Source organism: Pseudomonas fluorescens, from assembly GCF_902497875.1.
In the GTDB taxonomy this organism is placed as follows: Bacteria; Pseudomonadota; Gammaproteobacteria; order Pseudomonadales; family Pseudomonadaceae; genus Aquipseudomonas; species Aquipseudomonas fluorescens_BR.
Genome location: NZ_CABVHY010000021.1, coordinates 56,443 through 72,133, shown reverse-complemented (window position 1 = coordinate 72,133; position 15,691 = coordinate 56,443). Strand labels below are relative to the sequence as shown.

General features: G+C 63.6%; 2 protein-coding genes. Both read left to right on the top strand.

Going from position 1 to position 15,691, the window contains the following annotated elements; translation table 11 throughout:
* Positions 1-7: 7 nt before the first annotated feature.
* Entirely contained in the window at positions 8-6,550 is a 6,543-nt protein-coding gene (locus tag F8N85_RS20805; RefSeq protein WP_150805404.1) for a non-ribosomal peptide synthetase, read from the top strand.
* Positions 6,551-15,673: a non-ribosomal peptide synthetase gene (locus F8N85_RS20800; protein WP_150805403.1), complete on the top strand. Its 9,123-nt coding sequence runs from the start codon at positions 6,551-6,553 to the stop codon at positions 15,671-15,673. It abuts the gene before it with no gap.
* The last annotated feature ends 18 nt before the right edge of the window (positions 15,674-15,691 follow it).

The following is a 15,691-nucleotide window of genomic DNA, read 5'->3' as shown; positions in this document are numbered from 1 at the left end:
CCACGGCATGCAGGAGTTGATTGAATCGGTGGGCGCGCTTTCTCCCGAGAAACGCAAGGCGCTGGCGATTCTACTGGGCAAACAGGGCATCAACCTCTACGGCATTGCCCCGATTTTTCGGCGCAGTGCCGGCGAGCCCCTGTTGCTTTCCTATGCTCAGGAGCGGCAGTGGTTCCTCTGGCAAATGGAGCCGGACAGCCCGGCCTATCACATCCCGACCGTCCTGCGTTTGCGCGGGGCGCTGGATCTGCAGGCCTTGTACGCCGGCTTCGATGCGCTGATCGAGCGCCACGAAAGTCTGCGCACCGGCTTCAGCCCCGATGAGCAGGGCAAGGTCTTGCAGTGGATCAAGGCGCCCTTTGCCCTGGAACGGCTGGTGCAGGACGTTGCGGGGATCGATGAGGCGCAGCTCAAGGGGATCATCCAGGCGCACATCGCCCGGCCGTTCGATCTGCAATGCGACCCGCTGTTGCGCGTGTGTTTGCTGCGCCTGGCCGATGACGAGCATGTGCTGGTCGCGGTCCAGCACCATATCGTCTCCGATGGCGGGTCGATGCAGGTGATGGTCAGCGAATTGATCCAGCTGTATGCCGGCCTCAGCCGGGACGAAGTGGTGGAGTTGGCGCCGCTGTCGATCCAGTACGCCGACTATGCCCTCTGGCAGCGCAACTGGATGGAGGCCGGCGAGCGTGAGCGGCAACTGGCCTACTGGACCGAACGCCTGGGTGGCGAACAAGCGGTGCTGGAGTTGCCGCTGGATCATTCGCGCCCGGCGCTCCAGAGCTATCGGGGAGCCGGCCTGGAGATCGTCCTCGAACCGATCTTGAGCAAAGGATTAAAGGACCTCGCCCGGCGTGAAGGGGTGACCCTGTTCATGCTGTTGCTGGCGTCGTTCCAGACCCTGCTGCACCGCTACAGCGGCCAGGGCGATATCCGTGTCGGCGTGCCCATCGCCAACCGTAACCGCCGCGAGACCGAAGGGCTGATCGGCTTCTTCGTCAACACCCAGGTGCTGCGGGCCGAGGTCGACGAACGCATGCTGTTCAGCGAGCTGTTGCTGCAGGTCAAGCAAACGGCGCTGCAAGCCCAGGCCCATCAGGACTTGCCTTTCGAACAACTGGTCGAAGCCTTGGCGCCGGCACGCAGCCTGAGTCGCAGCGCGTTGTTCCAAGTGATGTTCAACCACCAGACTTCCGCTCGCTCCAGCGGTGGGGCCACGCAGTTGCCGGGGCTGAGCATTGAGGCCATGGGCTGGGATAGCCATACCGCACAGTTCGACCTGACCCTCGATACCCATGAATCGGAAGATGGACTGTCGGCCTCGCTGGTGTATGCGACGGACCTGTTCGAGGCTTCGACCATCGAGCGCATGGCCCGGCATTGGCAGCGCCTGCTGCAAGGCATGGTCGCCCAGCCGCAACAACCCATCGGCGATCTGCCGATGCTCGGTGCGGATGAACTGCTGCAACTCAAGGCGAGCAACGCACTGGCGGCCATGGATTTACTGCCGGTGCATCAGCGCTTTTCGCGGATGGCCCGGCAGCAGCCGGAACATCTGGCGGTGTGCTGTGGCGATCAGCAACTCAGCTATGCCGAGCTGGAATCCCGGGCCAACCGACTGGCCCGGCATCTGCTTGCCGAGGGCGTCGGGCCTGAGGTGCGGGTCGGCGTAGCCCTGCCGCGCGGTCCGGAGATGCTGGTGGCGTTGTTGGCGGTTCTCAAGGCTGGCGGTGCCTATGTGCCGCTGGATGCCAGTTATCCGCGCGAGCGCCTGGCCTACCTGATCGAGGATTCGGGAATCGCCTTGCTGCTCAGCGATTCGCGGTTGCGCCAACAGCTGCCGCTGACCAGCGGCCTGCGTTGTCTGGCGCTCGATGGCCTCGACCTCAGCCATCTGCCGGACAGCGCACCGCAAGTCGCGTTGCAGGCAGAGAGCCTGGCCTATGTGATCTACACCTCGGGCTCTACCGGCCAACCCAAAGGGGTCTGTGTCGCCCACGGTCCCCTGGCCATGCATTGCCAGGCTATCGGTCAGCGCTATGCCATGAGTGAGTCCGACTGTGAATTGCACTTCATGTCCTTTGCCTTCGATGGTGCCCATGAACGCTGGCTCACCCCGTTGACCCATGGATCGAGCCTGCTGCTGCGCGACGACAGTCTGTGGAGCCCGGAGCAAACCTTGCTCGCGATGCACCGCCACGGCGTCACGGTGGCGGCGTTTCCGCCGGCCTATCTGCAACAGCTGGCGGAACAGGCCGAAGTCCAGGGCAATCCACCGCCCGTGCGGATTTACTGCTTCGGTGGCGATGCGGTGCCCAACGACAGTTTCGAGCGAGTCCGCCGCGCCCTGGCGCCGGAGCACATCATCAATGGCTATGGCCCAACCGAAACGGTGGTTACCCCATTACTGTGGAAGGCCGATCGCGACACCTCGTGCGGTGCGGCCTATGCGCCGATCGGTACGCGGGTCGGCGAGCGCAGTACCTGGGTCCTGAGTGCGCAGCTCAACGTGCTGCCCCAGGGCGTGATCGGTGAGTTGTACCTGGGTGGTTATGGTCTGGCGCGAGGTTACCTCGATCGCCCGGGGCTGACCGCCGAGCGTTTTGTCCCGGACCCATTCGGTGAGCCTGGCGCCCGTCTGTATCGCAGTGGCGATCTGGTGCGGCTGCGCGAGGACGGGGTGTTCGACTACCAGGGGCGGGTCGACAATCAGGTCAAGGTTCGTGGCTTTCGCATCGAACTGGGAGAAGTCGAAGCACGGCTGATGGCTCAGGATTCGGTACGCGAGGCTGTGGTGCTGGCACAGGAAGGTCCGAACGGCGCGCAGCTGGTCGGCTACGTCGTACCCACCCAGGCTATCGACGCTGACGGGCACGGGCCATGGCGTGAACAACTGCGCAGCTGCCTCAAGCAAAGCCTGCCCGACTACATGGTTCCGTCTTATCTGCTGGTGCTTGAGCGGATCCCCCTGACACCCAATGGCAAGCTCGACCGCAAAGGCCTGCCCAAACCCGACGCGAGCCTGTTGCAACAAGCCTACGTGGCACCGATCAGTGAATTGCAGCAGCAGGTCGCTCTGGTCTGGGCCGAGGTGCTGAAACTTGAACGGGTCGGCCTGACCGACAACTTCTTCGAGTTGGGCGGACATTCGCTGCTGGTGACCCAGGTGGTGTCCCGGGTCCGTCAGGCGCTGCAGCTGGAGGTGCCGCTCAAGGTGCTGTTCGAGCACAGCTCTCTGGTGGATTTCACCGACTACCTGGCCCGGGCCAGTCTTCAAGAACAGTTGCCCGCCATTGCCCCGGTGCCCCGCGGTCAACCGCTGGCGCTGTCCTATGCCCAGGAACGGCAATGGTTCCTCTGGCACATGGACCCGAGCAGTTCGGCTTACCATATTCCGACGGCCTTGCGTCTGCGCGGTAGCCTCGACCTATCCGCTTTGCACCGCAGTTTTGATGCACTGATCGCCCGCCATGAGAGCCTGCGCACCTGTTTCATGCACGACGCCGTCCAGGGCAGCCGGCAGATCATCCAGGCACCGTTTGCGCTGCAGATCGAACATCAGCAGATTGCCGCGGACACTGACGATGCCGCGCTCAAGCTGCTGGTCGAGGCCGAGATCGGCCGCAGCTTCGATTTGCGCCAAGGCCCGTTGCTGCGCGCCAGATTGCTGCGCCTGAGGGAAGACGATCATGTGCTGGTGCTGATCGAGCACCACATCGTTTCCGATGGTTGGTCCATGCAACTGATGGTCGAGGAACTGGTCCGGCTTTATGCCGCATACCGCGGCGGCGAAACCCCAGACTTGCCGCCGTTGCCGATCCAGTACGCCGACTATGCCCTCTGGCAGCGCCAGTGGATGGAGGCGGGTGAGCGCGATCGACAACTGCTCTATTGGCGCGACCGCTTGGGAGGCGAACAACCGGTGCTGGAGTTGCCGCTGGACCGCCCGCGTCCGGCGACCCCGAGTTATCGCGGCGCGCGTTTCGACATTGCCCTCGATGGCGATTTGAGCGAAACCCTGCACGGCGTTGCCCGCCGCGAAGGCGTGACCCTGTTCATGTTGCTGCTGGCTTCGCTCCAGACCCTGTTGCACCGCTACAGCGGCCAGAGCGATATCCGCGTCGGCGTGCCCATTGCCAACCGCACCCGGGTCGAGACCGAGGGCTTGATCGGCTTTTTCGTCAACACTCAGGTCATGCGCGCCGAGCTCGATGGCGGCCTGGCGTTCAATGCACTGCTGCAACAGGTCAAGCAGGCCGCCCTGGGTGCCCAGGCCCATCAGGACCTGCCGTTCGAACAGCTGGTGGAAGCGCTGCAACCGGAACGCAGCCTGAGCCGCAGTCCGTTGTTCCAGGTGATGTTCAATCACCAGGCCGCTACCCGGCGGAACATAGAAGTCCGTCAAGTGCCGGGCCTGAGCATTGCCGAGGTCAACTGGGACAGCCTCATGGCGCAGTTCGACCTGACCCTCAATACCGAGGAATCGGTGGATGGCATTCATGCGTCCCTGGTCTATGCCAGTGACCTGTTCGAGGCTTCGACCATCGAGCGCATGGCCGGGCATTGGCGCACCTTGCTGCGGGGCATCAGTCAGCAGCCACAGCAGCGCATCGGTAAGTTGCCGATGCTCGGCGAGGCCGAACGTAACCAGACCCTGGCCCACTGGAACAAGCCGCCGCTCAGCCAGCCCTTGGGGCAGCCGCTGCATCGGGTGATCGAAACCCAGGCACACAAGACACCGCAGGCCATCGCGCTGACGCTCGGCGAGCGCCATTTGAGTTACGCCGAGCTGAACCAGCGGGCCAACCGCCTGGCGCACCGCCTGATCGAACTGGGGGTCGGCGTCGATGTGCTGGTCGGCCTTGCCGCCGAGCGCTCGATCGAAATGCTGGTGGGGCTGCTGGCGATTCTCAAGGCCGGTGGCGCCTATGTGCCGCTGGACCCGCAATATCCTGATGAGCGTTTGCGCTACATGATCCAGGACAGCGGGATCAAGCTGCTGTTGACCCAGCCCGGCCTGCTCGAGCGCCTGCCGACCGACGAAAGCCTGTCGACCCTGCTGCTGAACGCGGAGGACGACTGGCTGCAAGGCAGCAGTGAGGCGGATCCGCAGGTCGAAGTCGATGTCGCCAATCTGGCGTATGTGATCTACACCTCCGGTTCCACCGGCAAACCCAAGGGCACGCTGCTCGCCCACCAGAATGTGCTGCGGTTGTTCCAGGCCACCGAAGGCGGGTTCGATTTCAGCGCCGAGGACAGCTGGACGCTGTTCCACTCCTATGGTTTCGACTTCTCGGTCTGGGAAATTTTCGGCGCGCTGTTGTACGGCGGCCGACTGGTGATCGTGCCCCATGAAGTCAGCCGCTCGCCCGAGGATTTTTATGGGCTGTTGTGCCGGGAGAAAATCACGGTGCTGAACCAGACCCCGTCGGCGTTCAAGCAGTTGCTGCAGGTTGCCTGCAAGCCCGGGCAAAGCCTGCAGCCGTCGTTGCGCTACGTGGTGTTCGGCGGTGAGGCGCTGGAGGTCAACAGCCTGCGACCCTGGTTCGAGCGCTTCGGTGATCGATCGCCGCAGCTGATCAATATGTACGGCATCACCGAGACCACGGTGCATGTGACCTATCGCGCGCTGACCCTGGCTGACCTCGACGGCGACTCCAGCAGCCCCCTCGGCGAGCCGATCGCGGACCTGTCCTGGTACGTGCTCGACGGCGATCTGAATCCGCTCGCCAGAGGCTGCATCGGTGAACTCTATATCGGCGGCGCCGGTCTGGCGCGGGGCTATCTGAAGCGTGCCGGGCTCAGCGCCTTGCGCTTCATCCCCGATCCATTCGGCACTCGCGGTGAGCGCCTGTATCGCAGTGGCGATCTGGCACGCTATCGGGCCGATGGCGCAGTCGAATACATCGGTCGCATCGACCATCAGGTGAAGATTCGCGGTTTCCGCATTGAGCTGGGCGAGATCGAGGCGCGCTTGCTGGCGTTGCCCGAGGTTCGGCAGGCGGTGGTGCTGGATCGACCCGGGGCGAACGGTCCGCAACTGGTTGCTTACCTCGTTGCCTCCCAGCCGCTGCAGCCCTCCGACCAGGGCCCGTGGCGCGAGCAGATCCGCCTGCAACTCAAGGCACAGCTACCCGACTACATGCTGCCGGCGCACCTGTTGCTCCTGGAAAACCTGCCGCTGACCGCTAACGGCAAACTCGATCGCAACGCCTTGCCCGAGCCCGATGCGAGCCTGGTGCAGCAAGCCTATGTGGCGCCGCGCAGTGAGCTGGAGCGCCAGGTGGCGGCGATCTGGGCGGATGTGCTGAAGCTTGCACGGGTCGGCTTGACCGACAATTTCTTTGAATTGGGAGGTCACTCCCTGCTGGTGATAAACATTGTGTCGCGCATTCAACTTGAGCTCGGAATGAAGCTGGTCCCGCAAACGATATTCCAGTACCCGGTGCTCGGCGATCTGGTGGCGCAACTGCAAGACCATGGCGAACAGGTCACGGCCTCGAAACTGAGTGCCCTGGAAGACCTGCTCGACGAAATGGAGGAAGCGTGAATGGACACTAACGTCGCGACGCGAATTGCCCGACGCTTCATCACCCTGCCACTGGAGAAGCGCAAGGAATACCTGCTGAAGATGCTGGCCGAGGGCGTATCTCCGGCCAACCTGCCGATCCCCGAGGTGCAGTCGGCGTTCGAGGAGATTGCGCTTTCCTACGCTCAGGAACGCCAATGGTTTCTCTGGCAACTGGAGCCGGGCAGCGCGGTCTATCACATCCCCATGGCCCTGCGACTTCATGGCGCCCTGGACTTCCAGGCGTTGCAACGCAGCTTCGATGCGCTGATCGAACGTCACGAATCCCTGCGCACTTCATTCAGCCACACCGAACATCGACCGCAGCAAATCATTCAGGCAGCGTTCGCCCTGACCATCGCCCGGCAGACCCTGGCGGCCGATACCAGCGAGGCCGAACTCAAGGCCGGCGTCGAGCGTGAAATACTGCAGCCGTTCGACCTGGAGCAGGGGCCGTTGCTGCGGGTCAAGCTGCTGAGTCTGGCGGCCGATGACCATGTGCTGATCCTGATCCAGCACCATATCGTCTCCGATGGCTGGTCGATGCAACTGATGGTCGACGAGCTGATCCGGCTCTATGCCAGTTACAGCCGTGGCCAGCCGACCGAGCTTGCGCCGCTGCCGATCCAGTATGCCGACTATGCGCTGTGGCAACGCAGCTGGATGGAAGCCGGCGAGCGCGAACGGCAGCTGGCCTATTGGCTCGAGCGCCTGGGGGGCGAGCAACCGGAGCTGGTGTTGCCGCTGGATCGGCCGCGTCCGGCGCTGCAAAGTTATCGCGGGGCGCGACTGGATATCGCTCTCGATGGGGCTTTGAATAACGCGCTGCAAGAAGTCGCCCGGCTCGAAGGCGTGACCCTGTTCATGCTGCTGCTGGCGGCGTTTCAGACCTTGTTGCACCGCTACAGCGGCCAGGGCGATATTCGCATCGGCGTGCCGAATGCCAACCGCAACCGGACCGAGACCGAGCAACTGATCGGCTACTTCGTCAACACTCAGGTATTGCGTGCCGAGCTGGATGGGCGTCTGCCGTTCAATCAGTTGTTGCAACAGGTCAAAGAATCCGCACTGGGGGCCCAGGCTCATCAGGACCTGCCGTTCGAACAACTGGTCGAGGCCCTGGCACCGGAGCGCAGCCTGAGCCGCAGCCCGTTGTTCCAGGTGATGTTCAACCATCAGACGGCCAACCGTCAGGCCGGGCCGGCGCTGCAATTGCCGCAGTTGCGCGTCGAAAGCCTGAGCTGGGACGCCAACCTGGCACAGCTGGACCTGACCCTGGAAACCCACGAATCGCCGGACGGCCTGGCGGCGGCATTGATCTACGCGACCGACCTGTTCGATGCCATGACCATCGAACGCATGGGCCGGCACCTGGTGGCATTGCTGCAGGGCATCGCCGCGCAGCCGCAGCAGCCGGTCGGCGAACTGCCGATGTTGAGTGCCGCTGAACGGCGAATGATTCTCGGGGACTGGAATCACACTGGCACCGACTATCCGCTGGAGCTGAGCGTCCAGCAGATGATCGAAGCCCAGGTGCTGAAAACCCCGGATGCACCGGCGCTGGTATTTGCCGACGAGGTGCTGAATTACGCGCAACTGAATACCCGGGCCAACCGCCTGGCCCACAAACTGATCGAGCAGGGTGTCGGCCCGGACACCCTGGTCGGCATTGCCGTCGAGCGTTCGATCGAGATGGTGGTCGGCCTGTTGGCGATCCTCAAGGCAGGTGGCGCCTATGTGCCGTTGGACCCGGAGTATCCGCCGGAACGCCTGCGCTACATGCTCGAAGACAGTGGCGTCGAGTTGCTGCTGAGCCAGTCGCACTTGCTCGCGCAACTGCCGCGGTGTTCCGGCGGGCAGACCCTGGTGCTGGATCAGTCCGGCGATTGGCTGCAAGGCTATAGCGAGCGCAATCCACAGGTCGCAGTGGCCGGCGAGAATCTGGCCTATGTCATCTACACCTCCGGCTCCACCGGCAAACCCAAAGGCGCCGGCAACCGTCACTCGGCGCTGACCAACCGGCTGTGCTGGATGCAGCAGGCGTATGGGCTGGACAGCAGCGATGTGGTCCTGCAGAAAACCCCGTTCAGCTTCGACGTGTCGGTCTGGGAGTTCTTCTGGCCATTGATGACCGGCGCGCGGCTGGTGGTCGCTGCACCGGGGGATCACCGGGACCCCGCGCGGCTGGTCGAGCTGATCAACCGCGAGCGGGTCAGCACCTTGCACTTCGTGCCGTCGATGCTCCAGGCCTTCCTGCAGGACGCCGACGTGGCCAGTTGCAGCGGGCTCAAACGGATCATTTGCAGCGGCGAAGCCCTGCCGGTGGACGCCCAGCAGCAGGTATTCGCCAAGCTGCCGGCGGCGGGCCTGTTCAATCTCTATGGTCCGACCGAAGCCGCCATCGACGTGACTCACTGGACCTGTGTGGAGGAGGAGGGGCGCGACAGCGTGCCGATCGGCCAGCCGATCGCCAACCTGGGGTGCTACATCCTTGACGATAATCTCGAACCGGTGCCGGTCGGAGTGCTGGGTGAGCTTTACCTGGCGGGCGCGGGCCTGGCGCGAGGCTACCACCGACGTCCGGCGTTGACCGCGGAACGCTTCGTGGTCAGTCCCTTTGGTCATGGCGAGCGTTTCTACCGTACCGGTGATCTGGCGCGTTATCGCAGCAATGGCGTCATCGAGTACGCCGGGCGGATCGACCACCAGGTCAAACTTCGCGGCCTGCGCATCGAGCTGGGGGAAATCGAGGCGCGCCTGCTGGAGCACGAAAATGTGCGCGAAGCCGCGGTGCTGGTAGTCGACGGCAAACAGCTTGTCGCCTATCTGGTGCTGAACGATGAGCCACAAGCCTGGCGCGATGCCTTGGCTGCTCATCTGCAACAGCACCTGCCCGAGTACATGGTTCCGGTGCAATGGCAGGTACTGCCGCAGATGCCGCTGAACCCTAATGGCAAGCTCGATCGCAAGGCCTTGCCCAAGCCGGATACGGCTGATCTGCAGCCGCATTATCAGGCGCCTGCCAATGCCCTCGAACAGCAGTTGGTAGAGATCTGGCAGGCCGTGCTGGGCTTGGCCCAAGTCGGCGTGACCGACAACTTTTTTGCTTTGGGCGGAGACTCGATCATCTCCATCCAGGTGGTCAGCCGGGCGCGCCAGGCGGGCCTGCGCTTCACTCCCAAGGATTTGTTCCAGCACCAGACGGTGCGCGGGCTGGCGACGGTCGCCCAGCTCGACGATGGTGTCCTGAACATCGATCAGGGGCCGGTCAGCGGCAGCACGCCGTTGCTGCCGTTCCAGCAGCTGTTCTTCGACACCGATATCCCCGAGCGTCATCACTGGAACCAGTCACTGCTGCTCAAACCATCCGGGCCGCTGCACGGCGAACTGCTGGAGCAGGCCTTGCAGGTGCTGGTACAGCAACATGATGCGCTGCGTTTGTCGTTCAATCAGGGCGCCGATGGCTGGAGCGCCCACTACCGTCCGTTTGACCCCGCGCAGCCCTTGCTCTGGCAGACCGCGCTGGACGCTGGCAGCGAAGTCGAAGCGGCCTGTGAAGAGGCCCAACGCAGCCTGAATCTTGCCCAGGGTCCGCTGCTGCGCGGCATGCTGCTGAGCCTGGCCGATGGCAGTCAGCGCCTGTTGCTGGTAATCCACCACCTAGCGGTGGACGGGGTGTCGTGGCGGGTGCTGCTCGAAGATTTGCAGAGCACTTATCAACAATTGCAGAGCGGACAGCCGCTGAAGCTGCCGGCCAAGACCAGCGCCTTGAAAACCTGGGCCGAGCAGTTGCAACGGCATACGGCGAGTCTCGCCGGTGAATTGCCCTGGTGGCGCGAGCAATTGCTCGCAACCCCGACGGACTTGCCGTGCGACTACCCCGAAGGCAGCCTGTGCAACAGTCAGGCGCTGAGCGTGCGCAGCCACTTGAGCCCGGCACTGACCCGGCAGTTGCTGCAGCAGGCGCCAGCGGCTTACCGGACTCAGGTCAACGATCTGTTGCTGACCGCCCTGGCGCGAGTGATTTGTCGCTGGACCGGGCAGGCTTCGACCCTGATTCAGCTAGAGGGCCACGGCCGTGAAGAGCTGTTCGCGGGCATCGATCTGAGCCGCACCGTGGGCTGGTTCACCAGCCTGTACCCGGTCAAACTCACGCCGACGACGCAAGTTGCCAGCTCGATCAAGCAGGTCAAGGAACAGCTGCGCTCGATCCCGAACAAGGGCATTGGCTTCGGCGCCTTGCGCTATCTGGGCGATGCACCGACCCAGGCGGCCCTGCGGGAGTTGCCGAGCCCGCGCATCACCTTCAACTATCTCGGTCAGTTCGACCCCTCGGCGCTGTTGGTCCCTGCCGCAGAAAGCGCCGGACGCGAGCAGAGCCCGCTGGCGCCGCTGGGCAACTGGCTGGAGCTCAATGGCCAGGTTTATGCGGGCGAGTTGAGTCTTGGCTGGACCTTCAGCCGCGAGATGTTCGACGAAGCAACCATCCAGCGCCTGGCCGACGACTACTCGGCAGAGCTGACGAATTTGATCGAGCATTGCTGTGACCCGGTCAACAGCGGGGTGACGCCTTCGGACTTTGCCTTGGCGCAGTTGAGCCAGGCGCAACTGGATGCCTTGCCGGTGCCGGTGGCCGAGATCGAGGACATCTATCCGCTGTCACCGATGCAACAGGGCATGCTCTTTCATACCTTGTCCGACGACGGCGACGACCTCTACGTCAACCAGATCAACCTGCCGGTCGAGGGGCTCGAAGTCGAGCGTTTTCGCCGGGCCTGGCAGCATGTGATCGGGCGCCACGCCATCCTGCGCACCTCGTTTCATTGGCAGGGTGGCCAGACCTCGCCGATTCAGGTGGTTCAGCGTCAGGCCGAGGTCGACCTGCGAGTCCTCGACTGGCGTGATCGCCCGATCGATCTGGAGCAGCTTGCCGAGCGCGCCAGGGAGGAGCGCACCCGCGGGTTCGAGTTGAGCCGGGTGCCGTTGCAGCGTCTGGTGCTGATTCGTACTGCTGAAGACAGCCACCAATTGATATGGACCAGCCACCATATCCTGATGGACGGCTGGAGCAGTTCGCAGCTGTTCGGTGAGGTGCTGCAGCATTACGCCAGCGGCCAGGTCAGCGGTGAAAGCGGGCGTTACCGCGACTTCATCGAGTGGCTGCAAGCCCAGGACCAAAGCCGCCTGGAACAGTTCTGGAGAGGTCATCTACAGACTTTGGTCGAGCCGACGGCATTGAGCCAGGCGATGTACCCGCGGCATGACGCAACATTGGCTGGGCATGAAGCGCTCTATACTCGCTGGAACACGCAACAGACCAGCACACTGCAGCAGCATTGCCGTGCCCAGGGCATCACCGCCAACACCTTGATCCAGGGCGCCTGGCTGCTGGTTCTGCAGCGTTTCACCGGCCAGCACAGCGTCGCCTTCGGCGCCACGGTTGCCGGACGTCCGGAAGGCCTGCCCAATGCCGACAGCATGCTCGGTCTGTTCATCAACACCCTGCCGGTAATCCAGACCCTCGATCCGGCCCAGCGCCTGAGCGACTGGCTGGCCGGGCTGCAAGCCTACAACCTCGACCTGCGCGATCATGCCCATGCGCCGCTGGCCGATATCCAGCGCTGGTCGGGCCAGGGTGGTCAGGCCTTGTTCGACAGCATCATCGTGTTTGAAAACTACCCGATTGATCGGCGCCTGGAGGAAGCCAAGGGCGGCTTGTGCTTCGGTGCCTCGGCCAACCATGACGTGACCAACTTTCCGATGGACCTGGCGGTGCATCTGAACGAGGAACTGTCCATCGAGTACCTGTTCCTGCGCGACTGCTTCAGCGTCGAAGCGGTGGAACGGATTCGCCAGACCATGGAAGTCACCCTGCAGTCGATGCTCGACGCGCCCCACGAGCGCCTCGGCAATCTGCAGCGCCTGGCGCCGCAACAATGGCAGGCCTTGCAGCAGTGGGGAGCGGAACCGGCCCAGGGGCATCCGCGTCAATGGCTGCCGGCGCTGATCGCCCGGCATGCCGAACAGCGCCCGCATGCTGCAGCGGTGGAGTGCGCCGGGCAGGTCTTGAGTTATGCACAGCTGGAAACCCGCGCCAATCGCCTGGCCCATCACTTGATCGCTTGCGGTGCCGGTCCCGAGGTGCTGATCGGGGTCGCGCTGGAGCGTTCGCTGGACCTGTTGGTGGCGCTGCTGGCCGTGCTCAAGAGCGGTGCGGCCTATGTGCCACTGGATATCGATTACCCGCCCGAGCGGCTGGCGTTCATGATCGAGGATTCGGGCATGGCGCAGATGATCAGTCGCGGTCAGCTGTGCCAGCGCCTGCCGCTGCCACCCGGGTTGCCGCTGCTCGATCTGGATGGTTTCGACGGTGTAAGTTATCCACAGGACGCGCCGCGGGTCCAAGTATCTGACGACAGCCTGGTCTATCTGATCTACACCTCCGGTTCGACCGGTGTACCCAAGGGTGTGGCAGTCACCCACGGGCCGTTGAGCATGCATTGCCAGGCCATTGCTGAACTTTATGAAATGGACCAGAGCACCCGTGAGCTGCACTTCATGTCGTTCGCCTTCGACGGTGCCCACGAGCGCTGGCTGACCACTCTGGCGTTCGGCGGCACCCTGGTGCTGCGCGACAATGAGCTCTGGACCCCCGAGCAAACTTGTCAGGCCTTGCAACGCGGCGCCATCGACATCGCCTGCTTCCCGCCGGCATATCTGAAGCAGGTCGCCGAGTATGTCGAAGCCAGCGGCGTAGCGGCGCCTGCGGTGCGCATCTACTGCCTGGGCGGCGACGCCGTGCCCGAGCAAACTCTGGAACAGGTCAGGACCCTCCTGCGCCCGCGCTACATCACCAATGGCTACGGCCCGACCGAAACCGTGGTCACGCCGATGCTGTGGAAGGCGCCGAATGAGGAACCATGCGGCGCCGCCTATGCGCCTATCGGGCGGGTGGTCGGTCAGCGCTCGCTGTGGGTCCTGGACGATGACCTCAATCCCTTGCCGGCCGGGCTGGCGGGGCAACTGCATATCGGCGGTTATGGCGTCGCCCGGGGTTATCACGGGCGTCCGGCGATTACTGCTGAGCGTTTTGTGCCGGATCCATTCGGCGCGCCGGGCAGCCGCCTGTATCGCAGCGGCGATCTGGTGCGGCTGCGCGCCGAAGGGCTGCTGGACTATGTCGGGCGCGTCGACCATCAGGTCAAGGTGCGCGGCTTTCGTATCGAACTCGGCGAGATCGAAGCCTGCCTGCGTCTGCAGGAGGGTGTCAGCGATGCGGTGGTGATTGCCCGCGATGGCCTCGGCGGCAAGCAGTTGATCGGCTATGTGGTCAGCGACGGCGATGCCAACCAGGGCGATCGACTCAAGGCCGAGCTGCGGGCGCGGCTACCGGACTACATGGTGCCGCTGCAGATTATCTGCCTGGCGCGTATGCCGATTTCGCCCAATGGCAAGCTTGACCGCAAGGCCTTGCCGGAGCCGCAATTGCAGACTGCGCAATACCTGCCACCGCGCACTGCCGAGGAGCGTTTGCTGGCGCAGATCTGGGCTGAGGTGTTGCAGGTGGAGCAGGTCGGTATCAGCGACAACTTCTTCGAGTTGGGCGGGGATTCGATTCTCAGCCTGCAAGTCATCTCGAAGGCGCGCAACCATCCGCTACTCAAGCTGGACATCAAGCTGCGCGACCTGATGCGCTATCAGACCATCGGCAATCTGTTCGACCAGCAGTTGGTGGCTCATTCCAGTCAGGCCCAGGACCAGACCCAGGTCGCCCGTGAAGGCAGTTTCCCGCTGATTCCGATCCAGGAATGGTTCTTCGCCGAGCAGATGGACCAGCCGCAGCATTTCAACCAGGCATTGATCCTGCGCTCGCGTCAGTCGCTGGATGCGGTGGCGCTGGAGCAGACCCTGTTGTGCATGCTGGCGCAGCACGATGCACTGCGCCTGCGCTTCGTCCGCGATCAAGGCGGATGGTCGCAACACTATCAGGCGCTGGATGAGTGCCTGCGCCAGGCAAAAGAGACACCATTGCTCTGGGTGCGCCAGGTGGCTGACAAGGACGAGCTCGAAGTACTGGCCAACCAGGCCCAGCGTAGCCTCGACCTGGAACAGGGGCCGCTGGTGCGTGGCCTGCTGGCGACCTTGCCGGATGGCGAGGCACGCCTGCTGCTGGTGATCCATCACCTGGTGATCGACGGGGTGTCGTGGCGAGTGCTGCTGCAGGATCTGCAAGTGGCCTACGACGCCTTTTGTGCGGGGCGCGAGCCGCAATTGCCAGTGCGCACCAGCAGCTTGCGCGACTGGGCGGAAAATCTCAGCGGCCATACCCGGACCCTGATCGACCAGGAACTGGGCTTCTGGCTCGAGGCCCTCGATCAGCCAGGCAAGGAGCTGCCGTGCGACAACCCGCGGGGGAAAAATCGGCTGCGCCACCGGGCCGAAGCGACCATGCAGCTGGACGAAACCTATACGGCGCAGTTGCTCAAGCAGGCGCCGGCGGTCTACCAGACGCAGATCAACGACCTGTTGCTGACGGCGCTGGGCCGGGTGCTGTGCCGCTGGAGCGATGAGTCATCGGTACTGGTGCAGCTCGAAGGCCATGGTCGCGAGGATCTGTTCGAAGCGCTGGATCTGAGTCGGACCATGGGCTGGTTCACCAGCATGTTCCCGATTCGCCTGGCTCCGCGGCTGAGTGCTGACATCGGCAGCTCGATCGTAGCAGTGCGCGATCAGCTGGGCAGCCTGCCGAACAAGGGCGTCGGTTACGGCGCCTTGCGTTATATGGCCGGCCCCGAGCTGAGCCAGCGACTGGGGGCATTGCCCCAGGCGCGGGTGACGTTCAACTACCTCGGGCAGTTCGACCAGAGCTTCGATGAACAGGCGTTGTTGCTGCCGGCCGATGACAACATCGGCGACAGCTACAGCCTCGACGCCGGCATGGCCAACTGGCTGGAGCTGGTGGGGCAGGTGTTCAACGGTCGGCTGTCGTTCCGCTGCATCTACAGCACCCGTCGCTATCGCACCAGCACCGTCGACAGGCTGATGGACGATTACCAGGCGGAACTGCAAGCGCTGATCGAACATTGCCTGGCCCAGACCGCCTGACTCTCTTTTAACGTTCGA